We start from the raw sequence: 15,826 nt of genomic DNA, 5'->3' as shown, positions 1-15,826 counted from the left end.
GCCGGTTCGCGCCGGCGCGTCAAGCCCTGGGCGGGTTTTTTGGCCCGGGGGGTCATTTCCAGTAGAGGATCAGGTAGACCGAGACCACCCACAGCCCGATGCACCACTTGATGAATCCGTCGCGCAAAAGCACCTGGGTGGGCGAACCGGAGCGGCCCTCCACCAGGGCGATCTGCATGTAGCGCAGCATGGCCGCCACCACCCACAGGCCGGTGAGGTAGAGTCGGTCCGTTCCGTGCTTGGCGATAACGTCGGGCGAGAGGGTGTAGAGAATGTAGCTGACGATGACCACGCCGGCCATGACCGCCATGCACAGGGAGACGAACTCCAGCGAGTAGCCGTCCAGGCTTTTGCGTACCTTGTCCCCGCCCGGCAGCAGGAGGTCGTCGCGACGCTTGGCCAGGCCCAGGAACAGGGCCAGCAGAAAGGTCATGATGACGATCCAGTGACTGGGCGTGACCCCGGAGGCGGCGCCCCCCGCGAACACCCGCAGCACGAAGCCGATGGCGATGCACATGAGGTCCACGATGGCCATGTGCTTGACGCCCAGCGAGTAGGCCAGGTTGACGGCCAGGTAGGCGCCGAGGATCAGGGGAAAGCTTTTTCCCGGCACCAGGGGCGTGACCAGGAGCGATCCGACCAGCAACAGTCCCGCGAAACGCCAGGCCTGCCCCGGGGTCACGGTCCCGGCAGGCAGGGGGCGCAGGCGTTTGATGGGATGCTGACGGTCCTGCTCCACGTCGCGCAGGTCGTTGAACACGTAGACCGCCCCGGCAGCCAGGCAGAAGGCCAGGAAGGCCAACAGCGCTCCGAACAGGGCGTGCGGGTCCGTGAGTTTCCAGCCGAAGAACGCGGGCAGGAACACGAACAGGTTTTTGAGGTACTGGTGCGGCCTGGCCATCTTGACCAGGCCGGAGAGCGCGGTGCGGTTCATGGCGTGGGGTTTCCTCTAGCCTGATCGCGGTCGGAAGAAAACCCCATCCGTCGCCAGGCCAAAACGGCCGACACGGCGAAAGCGGCGACCAAAAGGCCCCAGGCCCCCAGGCTTGCGGCCAGAAAGCGTTCGCGCACCGGCTGGGTGGAAAATTCCAGCATCAGGGCGGGGCTGGCGTTTTGTCCCAGCACGTAGGCGTTGGCGAACCCGTAGGCCTGGACCGGGTGCAGGTCGAAGGACGCCTCGGGCCTGGAGCCCACCCCGCGCCATCTGGCCAGCCAGCGCGGATGGTAGCATTCGGCGAACACCAGGACGCCGCCCTCGGGGGGCAGTCCTTCCACCACATAGCGCCCCTGGTTGACGCGTCGCCAGTGTAGGGGAGGCGTTTTCGACGTTTCGCCCGCTTCGTGGACAAGGGAAAAGGCGCTCGCTCGGGGTGTGGACGCGTCGTGCGTCCTGGCTGCCAAAGCCGTGCCCCCGTCCTTTCGCGGTGCGTCCGCGCCCCAGAGGTCTGGTCCGGGAGGGGCGTGGTCGTCGCGGCTTTCCAGCACCACCAGGTCGCAGGCCGACCCGGGGGGGCCGGTCACGTCCAGGGGGATGGCCGCGTCGTCTTCCGGGGCTTCGCGCCGGCCCAGGTCGACCCAGCGCGCGCCCGCCGCGGTGAGGATTCTGGCCCGGATCCGGTAGACCCCGGATTCGTGCGCCACGGGAAGCAGCCGGGCCGGCAGGCGCACGCCTTGCCCCAGCGCGGGCGCGGCGGGCAGGGGGGCGGTCCGGCTCAGGACCAGGCGCATGGGCTGGTTGGGCGGGTTGCCCAGGCTTGAAAGTTGGGCCTGGCGCAGGGCGAAGCGCAGGTGAAGCGTGACCGGGCCCGACGCCGCGTTCCGGGGTGTCGTTTCGGGCACGAGGACGGCGGTCTCCATCCGGCGGCCGTAGACGTCCTCCCACTTGCCGTTGGGTTCGGGCGCGACCTCGAACAGGGGATGGTAGGAGCGCCCGTCCAGGGACCATTCGGCCCGCACGAAGGAAAGCCCCTGCCGATCGCCGAACAGGCGGGGGTAGCATTCCAGCGCGAACCGGCCGGTTCCGGGCGGCAGGGCCAGGGCGAATTCGGCCCGGCCGACGTCTTCGCCCTCGGCGGTCAGGGTCCCCGGGCCCGAGCCGTCCAGGTCCCGGGCCGCCAAATCCGTTACCGTGCGGCTCAGGCCTGGAAAGTCGGCCAGCAGGGGGACTTCCAGGGTTTCGGCGAAGGGTCGGGCCGGCCCCTGGACGCAGGCCGTGGCGGTCCAGACCTCGCGGGTTCCGTGGCCCGGAGGGACGGTCCGGTCCAGGGCGGCCAGGGCGTCGTGGAAGTCGGCCTCGGGCAGGCAGAGCACCCCGGCGAATACGGCGCCTCGTCCCTGGGCGCGCACGGTCAGGGGAGACGTTCCGTCCAGGTCGACCACGCCCAGGTCGATCCAGCGCCATCCCCGGTCCAGGGGGGCCGGCGGCTGGGCTTGGGCCAGGGCGGTCTCCCCGTAGGCCAGGCTGATTCCGTATTGCCCGGGCAGGCTGGCCAGGCGAGCCAGCAGGCGATGCGGTCCCTTGCCGGGCAGGGGCAGGGCGAGTTCGGCCGGTCCCACGCTCCAGAGCAGGCCTCCGTTCAGGGGAGAGTCCGAAAACCACAGGCTGTGGTGCCAGCGGTCGCGGGGGGTGGTCCAGCCTCTCGGCGGGGCGTGGTTGTCGGGCCAGGCCGGCAGCCACGCCCGGTCCGGGAGGAAAGGCAACAGCAGCTCGGGCCAAGCGCCGTTGAACGCCGTGCGGTCCGGGTGCAGGGACGCCAGGGCGCGAGCCTGGGGGGCGCTCACGTCCGTGCCGAAGAACAGGGCCTGCTCGGCCGCAAGGTCGCCGGGCAGTTCGGCCAGGGCCGCCAGCAGGGCCAGTCCGCCGCCGGCCAGACCCGCATGGCGCGCCACCCGCACCCGGGGCAGAAAGTCGCGGTTGTCCAGGCCCAGGATGGGGCCGAAGGTCCAGGCCGGGTCCGGGATCAGGTCCTTTTGCGCGGCCACGAACGGTCCCAGAATTCCGCGCGGATCGGAAAGCGTTTCGGCCCCGCGTTTGGTGGCCGGCATCCAGCCGAAGTCCAAGTATGAGAGATAGGGGACCGACCGGTCGAAGAACACCCGCTTGACCGCGCCCAGACCGAGCAGCCGTCCGAAGCGGTCGGTGGAGAGGGTGCGCCGGTGGCTCAGCGACAGCAGGAACCGGCCGTAGGGCTGTCCCACGAAGGCCGGGCCCATCAGGGAGTCCTTGCCGGTGAGGCCGAAGTTTCGCGTCAGGCTGGTGGCCGGCGGGGCGGGCACGTTGCCGGTGGGGCCGGATATGGTGGGCAGCACGGTGATGCGGTAGTCGCCGGGGTCGCGCTCCAGGGCGGCCACCAGGCGGCGTTCGTCGGCGTTTACGGGCTGAAGGGCCAGGGACATGGTCTGGGTGGTGGCGTTTTTGGGCCGGGTGAGTTCGCCCGACCACCAGGGCTCCAGGTACAGGGCCAGGGCGGCCAGGGCGGCGGTCACGGCCAGCGCGTCGATCCAGCGGCGCGCGGTCCAGAAGCGGCGGCGGCGCAGGGTCTCCAGTCCCATGCCGACCATGAGGGCCAGGCCGGCCTGATAAAAGGGCAGCCAACGCGCCGGACGGGCCATGAGAAAAAACACCATGCTCACCCGGCCCAGCAGGCCTTCGTACAGCAGGCGGCCGGCGTTGGTCTGGGCCCCGGCCATCATGAGAAACCCCAGGAGCAGGCAGGCCGCGGCGAATCGGGCCAGGGCCGGATTGGCCCCCCGGTGGAGAAGACCCAGCAGGGCCAAGGCCAGAAGCGCGTAGGCCGAGGGTTTCCACCAGGCGTCGCGGGGGGGCTCCACGGGGTAGGCGTACTCGGTGCCCATGCCCAGGTTGTCGGTGTGGCCGATCATGGCCTGGCCCGGGGGGGCGGAAAAACGGCGGTAGATGCTTTCGTAATGGGCGCGCACGTCTTCGAGGCGCTGGTTGTACTTGGCGCCGCTCGTGCCCGTGAGCGCGGCCGGAACCAGCCAGTGCAGGTGCAGCAGGACCAGCGCCAGGCCCACGAATCCGGCCAGGGCCAGGGGACGCCAGGAGGGGCGGGCCAGGAGGGCCCCCAGAGTCCACAAGGCGAGAAACACCCCCACGAACACGATGCCGAACGGCGAGGTGCTCGACCCCAGACCGGCGGCCAGGGCCGCAGCGCACAGGGCCGCGAGCCTGGCCGGGCCGCGCGCGGCCCGGGCCGTATCCAGGGCGAAGACCATCCACGGGGTCGCGGCCAGGGCGAAGCCGGACTCGAAGGCGTGGCCCGACACCACCAGCGAATAGGTGCGCGGCCCGAACTGGGAGATCAGGCATACGCAAAGCGCGGGCCAGAAGGAGAGCCCCAGCCGCCTGGACAACAAACCGAATCCGGCCGCTCCGACCAGGGCGTAGAGCAGGAAATAGCCTTTGGCCAGGGCCGGCCCTCCCAGAAAGGCCAGGCCCTTGCGCATGATCTGGTCAAACATCCAGGAAATGCCGTTGAAGGTGGCGGGCGAGCCCAGTTCGTAGATCGAACTCCACGAATCGGCGGAGATGGAGCCGTATGTCCTGATTTCCGAAGGGAACGGGGGCACGGTCTGGTCCCAGTTCTGGGAAATGTGCCCCGGGGCGAAGAGCGCCCCGCGCAGGCTGGCCACGGCCAGCAGCAGGGTGACGACCAGGATGAGCGTCAGCCCGGCCCGACCCACGGGCCGGGTCTCGGCCGGTCGGCCCGAAAGGACCCGCCCGGCTGACGAAGACAACGATTGGGGACGCACGGTTTCCACGCCGGGTCAGTGCCACGCGGCCGGGGTTTTGAAAAGGGGGGGGCGGACCGTGGTTCGATGCCGACGGCCCGCCCCGCATGTTCCGAGGTGCGTTGCTCAGCGCGCGACCGGGACGGTTGGCGCGGTCAGGGGATGGGAGGCCAGGCTCGGCTCGGCCCGCCGCTCGGGGACCACCTCTCCGGTGCGGGCCACCACCAGATCCCGCACGGGAGTGTCGGTTTCGGCCAGACGCGCCGCTTGGTGGACCAGGGCGGAAAGCCCGGAGCAGCACGGCACTTCCATGCGCAACACGCTCACTCCGGTTGGCGCGGCGGAGCGCAGGATCTGGATAAGCTTTTCGATATATGGCTTGGGATCGTCGAACTTGGGGCAGGCCGTGAGCACCACCTTGCCCGCGATGCGTTCGTGCAGGTCCGGGATGGCCACGGCGGCGCAGTCCGCCATGATCAGGATGTCGGCTCCCTTGAGGAAGGGGGCGTCCGGCGGAGCCAGACGCAGCTTTACCGGCCAATGCCCCAGGCCGGAAAGGGCCGCGTTCGGCGTCGCGGCGGGGCCGGGGGAAGCGAGCCTTCCCGCGCCGGGCAAGGTCGCTCCGGTCGCGCCCGGGCAGGCGCGCGCGGCGATCATGTCCCGGGGCGCTTGCAACACCTGGGCGTGAGAGCCGGCGCAGCCGCAGGCCAGGGGCGCGGGCGTCTCGTCATGGGCGGCCGCCAATTCGGCGTGAACGGCTTCCTCGTCAAAGTCCTCGGCTTCGCGCTCCACGATGCGTATGGCGTCCATGGGACAATGGCCCAGGCACGCGCCCAATCCGTCGCAGAATTGTTCGGCCTTGAGCCGGGCCTTGCCGTCCACCAGCACGATGGCCCCCTCGGCGCAGTTGGGCAGGCACTGGCCGCAACCGTTGCACAGCTCTTCGTCGATCTCCACTATTTTGCGCAGGATCTTCATGGCGTTTCTCCCGATGTCGTTTCCCGGCATATAGCGCCTCCCGGGGCGGGAGGCCGTGACGTGCGTCACACGGGAAAGAAAAAACCGGAAAAAAAGCCCCCCGTCGCCAACGCGAACGCCCCCGCCGACCGGGTCCGGTCGCGGGGGCGCGTGTGCTTTCGACACAGGGAGGCGGCCCTCGCCGGCGACGCCTCGGGGGCCGCATCAGCCCGGCAGGGCCCGCCGGGTGTCCGAGGCCTCGTGTTGCAGGTCCGCGATGAGCTTCTTGAGCTCGTGGGCCTGGCCGGTCAGCTCGGTCACGGCCCGGGCCGCGTCGGCCATGGTGTGCGAGGTCTCTTCGGAAATGGCGTTCACCTGGTCCACGGAGCGGTTGATTTCTTCGCTGGCGGCGGATTGTTGTTCCGAGGCGGTGGCGATGGCCCGCACCTGGTCCGAGGCCGAGTCCACCAGATGCACGATTTCGTCCAGGGAGGCGCGCGACGAGTCGGCCTGCTCGGCGGTGCGGGCGATGAGCGTGACGGACTGGTCCACGTTGTCCACGTTCTGGCGGGCGCTTTGCTGAATGGCGTCGATGGCCTCGCCCACTTCCTTGGTGGCCACCATGGTCTTTTCGGCCAGCTTGCGCACTTCGTCGGCCACCACGGCGAACCCGCGTCCGGCCTCGCCGGCCCGGGCCGCCTCGATGGCGGCGTTCAAGGCCAGGAGATTGGTCTGGTCCGCGATGTCGGTGATCACGGTGAGCACCCGGCCGATGTCTTCGGCCTGCGCGCCCAGGCGTCCCATGTCCTGCTTGAGGCGGGAGGATTGCTCCTCCATGCTCTTCATGCTGGCCAACACCTCGCCCACGACCTTGGAGCCTTCCACGGCCTTGTTGCGCGCGGATTCGGTGGTGCCGGCCGCGTCGGCCGCGTTCTTGGCCACCTCGAGCACAGTGGCGGTCATTTCGTCCATGGCCGTGGCTGTGTCCGCGGTGCGTTCGGCCTGGGTCCTGGCCCCCTGGTTGGCCGATTCGATGCGCTCGGAAAGCTGGTCCGAGGTCTCGCTCACCACGCCGGCGATGCTTTCCAGGCGTCCGGCCGCGTCGAGCATGCCCTGGCTCTTGGCCTGTTCGGCCTGCAAGCGGGCCTGTTCGGCCTCTCTGGAAGCCGTTTCGGCGGCCAGGGTCTTCTGTTCGGCCTCGCGGGTCTTGGCGGTGATGCGCTCGATGTTGTCGCGCAGGGTGGCCGCCATGGCGTTGAGCGCCCGGGAGAGTTCGGCGGCCTCGTCGCGTCCGGTTTCGTCGAGCGTGATGTCGTACTTGCCGGAAGCCACGTGCTGGGCCGCCTCGGTGGCGTGGGCCAGGGGCCTGGTGATGCTGCGCACCACGAGCACCGTGCCCGGCGCCACCACCAGCACGAGCACCAGGATGATCCCCACCAGCACGATGGTCGTGTTGCGCCGGATGACGCTCGAAATCACGTCGCCGATGCGGGTCTTTTCCCGTTCGATGTTGTCGATGTAGATGCCCGTGGCGATCCAGTACGGGGTGCCGGGGATGGACACCGCGTAGGAGAGCTTGGGCTGCACGCCCATGCCCGGCTTGGGGAAGGCGTAATGCACGAACCCGCCGCCCTTGCGCACGGCGGCATACATTTCGCTGACGAAGTTCACGCCGTTGACGTCCTTTTCGTCGCGCATGTCCTTGTCCACGAGTCCGGGCGAGGTGGGATGGGCGCGAAAGTACGTGCCCTCGGCCACGAAGAGATAGCCGGACTTGTCGTTTTCGTAGCGAAAAGTCGAAATGCCCTTGCGCAGAAAGGCGAGCCGCTGGTCCGCGGGGATGTCCTTGAGGATCTGGCCCAACGTTTCGGCCGCCGTTTGGGTGGCCACCTGGATCTTTTCCTTTTGGGCGTCGAGCATGAGCACGCCCACTTCGTCCAGAATGAGGTTGCGGATGCGGTCGACCCCGTACAAAAAGCCGCTCACCGTCGCCAGGAGGAACAGGGCGAGTCCGAAGAGCGACAAGGCGAGGCGTGTGGGAATGGATAGACGGCGTAACATGGCCTTCTCCTGATACACGTTTCCGAGGACTACAGCATATTCGCTGTTTTCTGCCAAGGTTTTTCAGAAAATCGCCGTCTCAAGCAGGTGAAAGTCGGGGGGCGGGCGTGTGAAAGCGTTTGTCTTGCGAACAAAAAACGGCCGACGCTTTCGCGGCGGCCGCCGGTTCGTTGCACGCTACTGTTTGCTAGCCGAGAATGGCCTTGATGTCGGCTTCGGCCGTGGTGATGGGCATGATGTTGTAGGTGTCGACCAACAGCTTGAGCACGTTGGGGCTGAGAAACGCCGGCAGCGAAGGTCCGAGACGGATGTTCTTGATCCCGAGCGCCAGCAACGAGAGCAGGATGGCCACGGCCTTCTGTTCGTACCAGGAGAGGATCATCGAAAGCGGCAGGTCGTTGACCTCGCACTCGAAGGCCTTGGCCAGGGCCAGGGCCACCTGGACGGCCGAATAGGCGTCGTTGCACTGGCCCATGTCCAGCAGGCGCGGAATGCCGCCGATATCGCCCAGATCCTTGTCGAAGAAGCGGAACTTGCCGCAGGCCAGGGTGAGCACCACCGTATCCTTGGGCAGCTTTTCCACGAATTCGGTGTAGTAGTTGCGTCCGGGCTTGGCTCCGTCGCATCCGGCCACCAGGAAAAAGCGCTTGATGGCGCCGCTCTTGACCGCTTCGATCACCTTGTCGGCCACGCCCAGGACCGCGTTGTGGGCGAATCCCGTGAGCACGCGCTTGCCGGGTGCGTCCTCGCTGAAGCCGGGCAGGGCCAGGGCGCGCTCGATCACCGGGGCGAAGTCGTGCTCGGTCACGTGGGTGACGCCGGGCCATCCCACCAGGCCGGTGGTGAACACGTTGGCCTTGTAGGATTCGGCCGGCTTCATGAGACAATTGGTGGTGAAGAGAATGGCTCCGGGAAACTTGGCGAACTCCTTTTGCTGGTTCTGCCAGGCCGTTCCGTAGTGTCCGTAGAGGTGGGGATACTTTTGCTTGAGCCCGGGGTACCCGTGCGCGGGCAGCATTTCGCCGTGGGTGTAGATGAAAATGCCCTTGCCTTCCGTCTGCTTGAGCAGCTCTTCCAGGTCCTTGAGATCGTGGCCGGTGATGCAGATGGCCTTGCCCTTGACGTGGCCCAGGGGCACCTCGGTGGGCGCGGGATGTCCGTAGGCCTGGGTGTTGGCCTCGTCCAGGGCTTCCATGGCCAGCAGGTTCACCTTGCCGGTATCCAGGGTGATCTCCAGCCAGCGCTCCAGGCCCAGGTTTCCGACCGTGCCGGCGGCCAGGGCCTCGTGAATGAATTCGAAGATCAGGGGATTTTCCACGCCAAGAATGCTGGCGTGGTCCGCGTAGGCGGCAAGCCCCTTGAGCCCGAAAAGCACGGTGTGTTGCAGGGACACCACGTCGGGATCGGTGTCGGGGTTGTCCTTCATGCCGCCCTTGCCCGAGGCGGCCTGGGCGATGAGCCCTTCCAGGTCGGGCGCGGGGGTGAAGGTGGCGCTCTCATGGTCGGGCGTCTTCATGCCCGTGGCGGCCACCTTGGCCTTGAGCGATTCGCGCAGGGCCACGGTCTTGTCGATCCAGACCTTGAAGCGGGCGGGGTCGAAGTCCACGTTGGTCAGGGTGGCGAAAAGCATGGCCGGCACGTGGCGATCCACGTCGATGTCGATCATCTCCGCCCGGCGCGCCTCCATCGCCACCAGAGAAAGTCCGCGCAGGGCGTAAATCAGGAGGTCCTGGAGGTTGGAGGTGGTTTCGTCCTTGCTGCACACCCCGATCTTTTCGCATCCTTTGCCTTGAAGCGTCTGTTCGCACTGGTAACAAAACATGAAAGCCTCCTCGGTTTGCCGGATGGCGTTGTGTTCTGGCCGGAAGCTACCTCGCTTTGGCTGTTGCGAATGTGACCTGCGTCACGAGGGGAAAAAATCTTTCCCCGCAAGCCCCCTGGAGGAAGTTCTTGACGTTTTTTGCATAATCGTTAGCAGTTAGCGGGGGATCGCATGCGGATACACCACAAGATCATTCTGTTAACCGGATTGGTGCTGTGCATCAACCTGGGATTTCAGGTTTTATGGCTTGTGGAGTTCATTGGCGTGAAGACGGTTGCGGATGAATACCAGTCCAACTGGCTGCCCACAACCAGCCTGGCCGGGCAATTGGCCAATCGTCTCGGCGAATTCCGCCGCATGGAATACGCCTACCTGCTCGCCGATTCCGAAAGCGAACTCGCCGCCAAGGCCCGGGTGTTCGAACGGCGCAAACTCTCCCTGGCCAGGGCGGAAGCCGGCCTGGAGCGGCGCATACGCACCGGCGACGAGCTTGAGGCCCTGGACCGGTATCGTATGGCCAAGTCCCTCTATATGGAACGGCACAACGTCATCCTCGCGGCCATGGCGGACGGTGCGCCCCGGGCCGCGCAGGCCGAGATTTCAGGACAGTCCGAACGCGCTTTTCAGACCATGCGCCTGGCCCTGGACAGGTTGCGGCTGCTCAACAAGGAATACGCCGACCAGGCCGGTCGGAACGCGGAAAAGCGTTTCAGCGACGTGCTCAAGGTCATGGGATTGGCCCTGTTTGCCAACCTGGTGATAGGGTTGGGCGCGGTGTGGCTCACCACCCGGCGCATCGGCCGGCCCATCATCCAGTTGGCGGCGTGCATGCGGGAAGACCTTCACGGGGTGCCGACCTGTACCGAGCTGCCCCAGCCCACGGGCGCGCCTTCGGAGATCGTGGCCCTGTACCGTTCCTATCAGAACCTTACGTCCAAGCTGGCGGTCACCCTCTGCGACCTGGAAAAGCAGGCCATCACCGACGCGCTGACCGGCCTGGCCAATCGGCGCAGGCTCATGGAGGGCGGCTTGCGCATCCTGGAAATCTGCAAGCGGGGCGGGTTGGCGTGCGTGGTGCTCATGGCCGACATCGACCACTTCAAGAAGGTCAACGACACCCTGGGCCATGCGGCCGGGGACGAGGTGTTGCGGGCGGTGTCCCGCGTGCTGGCGAATGGCGTGCGCGGCTCGGACTTGGCCGCGCGCTACGGGGGCGAGGAGTTCGTGATTGTGGCTCCGAGCGCCGGATTGGAGCAGGGACGCGCCCTGGCCGAACGGTTGCGCCAGGATGTGGAGGCCATGACCGTGCAGTGGGCGGACCAGACGGTGCGGGTCACCATCAGCCTGGGGGTGACCGTGGCCCGGACCAACGGGGCCGCATCCCCGTCCCTGGAGGAACTGATCGGCCAAGCCGACCAGGTGTTGTACCAGGCCAAGCGCCTGGGACGAAACCGGGTGGAAATCCACGAGACCCCTGCACTGTCCCTGCCGAGCGCGTGACCACCCGGAAGGGCCTGTCCATCGGCGGGCGTGCAGGCGCCTGCCTGGCGCGCGCCTGCAGGGCGTGGGCGAAGGGCGCGGATCAGTGGTCCTTGTTTTTTCCTCTGGGCTTCGTGGTGGTTGGAGAAGCGGACCGCGCAGCGGTGCGCATACCGTCCGGACAACGCCTGATGAGGCCTGGCGTCATGGCTTTTTGGGGGAAGTGGTCTCGGGTGATGGGAAAAAACAGTGAAACGCGAACTCCCGCTCCCTGTTGGTGGGCTTGACGTTGAAGACGAGCTGCGCCTTGCCCGTGAACGCAAAGCGCAGATGGAGACGCGTAACGCCCTCCCGGGCGGACCATTCCATGATCTTGGTGTTCTCCATGCCGTCCCAATGCTGATCGTTTTCGGCGTCGTACACCCAGTACGTCTTTCCGCTGTCGCCATCCAGCAGGGCAATGCGGGACGCTCCATCGTTGAAGACACGGCGCGTGCAGACCAGGGCGACGCTGCTTGCGGGGATGTCGGACGTAAAAAGAATATCCATGACCCCGGTCCTTCCCTGTCCCGCGGAAGCGACGGGCTCCACGATCGTGACTGCCGAGCCCGGCTCTCCATGCGCGACAAGGCCTTTGGTTTCCACCGTGGCCTTCAGGCGTGGACGGGAAGCGTCTTGCACAAATACCAGATCGCCCTTGTCGTTGCGGTCCAGGCGCAGGGAGGCTTGCTCGCCGCAGGCGAACGCGGGATCGGGCGTGTGTATGGCAAGCGTATCGCCCACGGTTATTGCGTCGGCAAGGGCTTGGGCGATGACGACGTTGCCCTTCGGCGAGGGGTGGCCGTCGCGCGGGAGAAGTAGTTCCGCAGTGCTTTTGACCACGTTGTCCCGAAAGATCGGCGTCATGTCCACATAGTGGACGGATTCTTGTCTTGCCCACGCGCTGAATACGCACCGTTCGGCGTTTCTGTACGTATCAATCTCGTTTTGTGACGGGACGGAAAAAAAGATGAAGGCGGCTCCATCCCGTTCCACCTGGCCCTTGAGCAGGGTCGCGGCCTGGGTGAAGTTTCCCCATGCCCGTTGCAACTGCGGAATGGTGCTCTCGTCCGTAAAGGCAAACCAGGTGTTGAGAACGCGATGTTCCTCCTCGGTCGGAGAAAGAAGAAGCGCATTGATCCCGTCGCGTTTGGGGTAGGTGTTCGGTTTGGGCAAAAACTTTTTGCTGAAGCCGTCCTTCCCTGCGTATTTGGCGCTGACATAGGCCGCGGCCTTGACAATGGCGGATCGGGAAAGCGCCCGGCGCACGATTCCCAGGATGCCGGAATCATAGGGCCGGCCCGTCTCCAGGGACATGGCTTGTCGCCCGACAAAGGGCCTGAACATGTCGCTGGACACATCGTTGTAGCAATACTGGGAGAGGACCACGTCCGCGTTGAGGAACCGTCCCTTGTCGTTGTAATACGAAAGCTGGTCGAGGACATTGGAGAACATCAACCCGGTGTTGATGACCTCGAACCGTTTTCCCGGGTATTTGGCCTTCAGGATCTGATAGAGTCGTTCGGGATAGGTTTGGTCGTCCTGAACGCCCCAGCCCAACGTAAAGGAGTCGCCCAGGCAGAGGATGCGAATGACCCCGTCCGGCTTTTCCTTGCTGATTTCATGCAACGAGCGCAGGCCTTGAGAGTTGGTGGTGAACCGATACGGGTATTCTTGCGGGTGTTGACTCAGGATTGACGACGACGGATCAAAGTCCCCGATCAAGTCCGTGTAATAGCGGGCATACACATAGTCGACAGGGATGATGTCCTGGGTCCTGAGCACGACTTCCAGAGCCGCCAGGAGCAAGGCGACGAGGAGGCATTGCTGGAGAACAAGAACAACAAAACGCTTCATTGTCTTGCCGCCTTCCCCGTGGCCGGAGTGGCGCGACTTATGTCTCGGCCCCGCGGGGCTGGTTGTGCTCCAGGCGATTCGAGCTGTTGTGGCGAGTCTGTCATGGTGAAACGGTGCGCATCAAGGGGCGGCGGTTACAGATAGCTTTTCATGCGCTTGAGTCCGGCCTTGGCCGCCACCCACCAGGCGCGCCGGCCTTCGAACGGGGCGTAGAGGCTGACGTAGCGGTGAAACGAGACCAGCAGCGACGAGAGGGTGGCCAGGGCGGGCACGTGGCGCCGCACCAGGGGCATGAGCAGGGGCTCGATCCGGGGATAGCGGACCATCCAGTAGAAATAGGCGTTGAAGCGGGCCAGGGCGTCGGTGTCGGGCTGCTTGATGGTGGGGCTGTGGAAGAGGTTGGCCCCGGTCTCGCCCTTGGGCAGAAGCCCCATGCTTTCGGCGATGTCGTAGACCCCGGTGCCCCGGTAGGGCTGCAAGAGCCCGGACCAGGGGTGGTTGCCCCGGCGTATCTCCTGGTTGAGGCGCAGCGTGGCCAGGGCCTTTTCCAGGGTTTCTCCGGGCAGGTTGAACATGTTGAACGTGGAGAACACCAGCCCCCGGTCGGCCAGCAGCCGGGCCGTGTTCACGATCTGCTCCCGGCTGACCTTCTTGTTGAGCACCCGGTTGCGCAGGTCGTCGTCGCCGCTTTCCAGGCCGAAGCTGACCATGCGGCAGCCGCTGTCGGCCAGAAGGTCCACCAGGGGCTTGTCCACCAGATTGGCGCGCACCCCGCACATGAAGGGCAGGCCCACCTCGGCCCGGTAGCGGGTGAGAAAGTCCGTAAGCCAGGTCCGGTCCTGCACGAAAAGGTCGTCGACAAAGGTGACGTAGCCGAGTCGCGGGCGCAGGCGGCGCAGTTCGGCCAGCTCGGCCAGCACCCGATCCGGGCTGTGTCGGCGGATGTAGGGTCCCTTGCCCCGGTAGAGCCCCCGGATGAGCTTGTTGTAGCAGAAGCTGCAACTGTACGGGCAGCCCCTGGCCACGAGCAGTTCGGCCGCTTGCGAGGCGATGAGCGCGGGGTAGCGGTTCAGGTAGAGGGTGCGGTCCGGGGGGGGCAGGGAGTCCAGATCGGCCCGCAGGGGGTAGAGGTCGTTTTGCCGAAGTCCCGAGGTGGTCTTGACCCAGAACCCTGGCACGTCCGAGGCGTCGGTCCCGGCGTCCAGGCGGTCGCAGAAGTCGGGCAGGGCGTCCTCGGCTTCGCCCCGGCACAGGGCGTCGATGTCCGGGGTCTCCACGAATTCGGGAAAAAACGTGCAGTGCGGACCGCCGGCGATGACCGTGACCCGGCCGAGAGCGGCCTTGACCTTGGCCGCCGTGGCGGCGGCCCAGTCCTGGAGTCCGCTCATGATGGAAAAGGCCACCACGTCCGGGGCGATCTGGCGGACCGTGTCCAGAAAGCCGCGGCCCTCCTCGCCTTCGATGACCACGTCCGTCCGGTGCCCTCTGGCCGCCAGGGCCGAGGCCAGATACATCACCCCGAAGGATTCGTAGCCGTCCCGCTGGAGAAAAAGAACCTTGGCCATCAGCGCCTGGAAAGGGCCAACACGTCCGCGGTGTAGAGGGCCGCTTCCTTTTTCATGATTTCGCGCCAGTCGAATTCGCGCTCCACGAGCTCGCGTCCGGCCCGTCCCAGCCGGCGGGCCAAGTCCCGGTCCTCGATCAGGCGCAAAAAGGCCGCAGCGTATCCGGCCACGTCTTCGGAACGCACCACCAGGCCGTTTCCCCCGTCCTTGACGATGCGGCCGATGGCCTTGAGCCGGGTCACCACCACGGGCAGGCCGCACCCCCAGTACTCGAAGAGCTTGAAGGAGAGGTAGTTGTCGTGGTTGAGCGTGGCGCGAAGCGTCATGGCCCCGATGTCGCAGGCGTTCAGGTAGACGGGCACTTCCTGGTGGGGAATCCAGCCCGGAGTGATGACGTTTTCGGCCAGGCCCAGGGTGTCGATGAGGGGACGGATCACTTCGTCGAAGTAGGGGCCCCCGCCGCCCAGCACCAGCAGGCGAACGTCCGGGCGCTTTTTGACCACTTCGGCCAGGGTGAGCATGAGCACGTCCACGCCGTCGTCGTGCTTGATGTCGCCGTGAAAGATGAGCAGTGGCGTCTCGGGACCGACGCCCAGCTTGGCCCGCACCGAGGCCCCGTCCAGACCGGGACAAAACGTCCGGCTGTCGGTGCCGTCTGGGACCACCACCACCTTTTCCGGCGGCAGGCCCTTGACCGATATCAGATGCTCGCGCATCACGTCGCTGACCACGAAGACGTTGCGCGCCCGGCGCAGCACCAGATTTTCCAGCCAGACCAGGGGCTTTCGCAAAAGCGGCATGTCGGTTCTGGCGATGTCGGAATAGAAGTCCGTGAAGTCGACGAACACCGGGCGGCGGATGAGAAAGCCCGCCACCAGACCTGCCATGCCGGCCAGGGGGTTCCAGGCGTGCACGGCGCAAAAGCCCCTGGCGCCGGAGCGGCGGTACCACAGCTCCAGCACGAGGATGGAGATGATGGAGGCCAGAAAGTGCCACACCCGCACGGGCAGGCGCCAGGAACCGTACAGGGCCTTGCCGAAGCCGGGAAACTGGTTCATCCAGATCCACTCGGTGAAGTAGGAGCTGCGCGAGCCCAGGTCGCCGCTGGGGGCCACCATGTTCACCAGGGCTTTTTTTTCGCTCAGGATGGCCTTGGCCAGCCAGTACATGCGCAGGTTGGCCCGCGACACCGGCGGGATGGTGGTCTCCACGATGATGGCCACCTTGGGGTGGTCGCCCAGGTCGAAGCCGTGGGGCACGTTGGCGGCGGCGGTCTTGCGAAACGAGGTCATGG

9 protein-coding genes are annotated in these 15,826 nt (G+C 66.2%); 1 reads left to right on the top strand and 8 read right to left on the bottom strand.

Annotated features, from left to right (window positions below; all coding sequences use genetic code 11):
- Positions 1-52: 52 nt before the first annotated feature.
- From ACYQ01_RS11720 to hcp, 5 genes are all read right to left on the bottom strand, one after another.
- On the bottom strand, positions 53-934 hold the full coding sequence (locus ACYQ01_RS11720; protein WP_459934046.1) for a decaprenyl-phosphate phosphoribosyltransferase: 882 nt from the start codon (positions 932-934) through the stop codon (positions 53-55).
- Positions 931-4,773, bottom strand: a complete 3,843-nt coding sequence (locus ACYQ01_RS11715) for a hypothetical protein (protein WP_459934045.1) — start codon at positions 4,771-4,773, stop codon at positions 931-933. The genes ACYQ01_RS11720 and ACYQ01_RS11715 overlap by 4 nt, the downstream gene beginning before the upstream one ends.
- 105 nt (positions 4,774-4,878) lie before the next feature.
- Positions 4,879-5,760, bottom strand: a complete 882-nt coding sequence (locus tag ACYQ01_RS11710) for an ATP-binding protein (protein ID WP_459934044.1) — start codon at positions 5,758-5,760, stop codon at positions 4,879-4,881.
- Between the two features lie 174 nt (positions 5,761-5,934).
- Positions 5,935-7,770 (bottom strand): methyl-accepting chemotaxis protein, encoded by a 1,836-nt coding sequence (locus ACYQ01_RS11705; protein ID WP_459934043.1) that lies wholly within the window; start codon positions 7,768-7,770, stop codon positions 5,935-5,937.
- Positions 7,771-7,957: 187 nt separating this feature from the next.
- Positions 7,958-9,592 (bottom strand): hydroxylamine reductase, encoded by a 1,635-nt coding sequence (gene hcp / locus ACYQ01_RS11700; RefSeq protein ID WP_459934042.1) that lies wholly within the window; start codon positions 9,590-9,592, stop codon positions 7,958-7,960.
- A 171-nt stretch (positions 9,593-9,763) separates the two neighbouring features.
- Here hcp and ACYQ01_RS11695 point away from each other — a divergent pair, with 171 nt between their 5' ends.
- A complete protein-coding gene (locus tag ACYQ01_RS11695; protein WP_459934041.1) occupies positions 9,764-11,092 on the top strand; it encodes a diguanylate cyclase in 1,329 nt (442 codons plus the stop codon).
- Positions 11,093-11,275: 183 nt separating this feature from the next.
- Here ACYQ01_RS11695 and ACYQ01_RS11690 read toward each other — a convergent pair whose 3' ends face one another.
- From ACYQ01_RS11690 to ACYQ01_RS11680, 3 genes are all read right to left on the bottom strand, one after another.
- A complete protein-coding gene (locus ACYQ01_RS11690; protein ID WP_459934040.1) occupies positions 11,276-12,967 on the bottom strand; it encodes an SGNH/GDSL hydrolase family protein in 1,692 nt (563 codons plus the stop codon).
- 134 nt (positions 12,968-13,101) lie between these two features.
- A complete protein-coding gene (locus ACYQ01_RS11685) occupies positions 13,102-14,532 on the bottom strand; it encodes a B12-binding domain-containing radical SAM protein (RefSeq protein ID WP_459934039.1) in 1,431 nt (476 codons plus the stop codon).
- Positions 14,532-15,824 carry a glycosyltransferase family 4 protein gene (locus ACYQ01_RS11680; RefSeq protein WP_459934038.1) on the bottom strand — a complete coding sequence of 431 codons (1,293 nt, stop codon included), beginning with the start codon at positions 15,822-15,824 and terminating at the stop codon, positions 14,532-14,534. The genes ACYQ01_RS11685 and ACYQ01_RS11680 overlap by 1 nt, the downstream gene beginning before the upstream one ends.
- Positions 15,825-15,826 lie beyond the last annotated feature (2 nt).

The organism is Fundidesulfovibrio butyratiphilus, assembly GCF_054657235.1.
The sequence above is the reverse complement of the archived record's forward strand: the minus strand, read 5'-3'. Positions and strand labels throughout refer to the sequence as shown.

What these genes read in the sequence shown, in the direction of transcription:
- ACYQ01_RS11720 (WP_459934046.1), bottom strand. Translation starts at nt 934, where the DNA reads ATGAACCGCACCGCGCTCTCCGGCCTGGTCAAGATGGCCAGGCCGCAC.
- ACYQ01_RS11710 (WP_459934044.1), bottom strand. Translation starts at nt 5,760, where the DNA reads ATGCCGGGAAACGACATCGGGAGAAACGCCATGAAGATCCTGCGCAAA.
- ACYQ01_RS11705 (WP_459934043.1), bottom strand. Translation starts at nt 7,770, where the DNA reads ATGTTACGCCGTCTATCCATTCCCACACGCCTCGCCTTGTCGCTCTTC.
- hcp (WP_459934042.1), bottom strand. Translation starts at nt 9,592, where the DNA reads ATGTTTTGTTACCAGTGCGAACAGACGCTTCAAGGCAAAGGATGCGAA.
- ACYQ01_RS11695 (WP_459934041.1), top strand. Translation starts at nt 9,764, where the DNA reads ATGCGGATACACCACAAGATCATTCTGTTAACCGGATTGGTGCTGTGC.
- ACYQ01_RS11690 (WP_459934040.1), bottom strand. Translation starts at nt 12,967, where the DNA reads ATGAAGCGTTTTGTTGTTCTTGTTCTCCAGCAATGCCTCCTCGTCGCC.
- ACYQ01_RS11685 (WP_459934039.1), bottom strand. Translation starts at nt 14,532, where the DNA reads ATGGCCAAGGTTCTTTTTCTCCAGCGGGACGGCTACGAATCCTTCGGG.
- ACYQ01_RS11680 (WP_459934038.1), bottom strand. Translation starts at nt 15,824, where the DNA reads ATGACCTCGTTTCGCAAGACCGCCGCCGCCAACGTGCCCCACGGCTTC.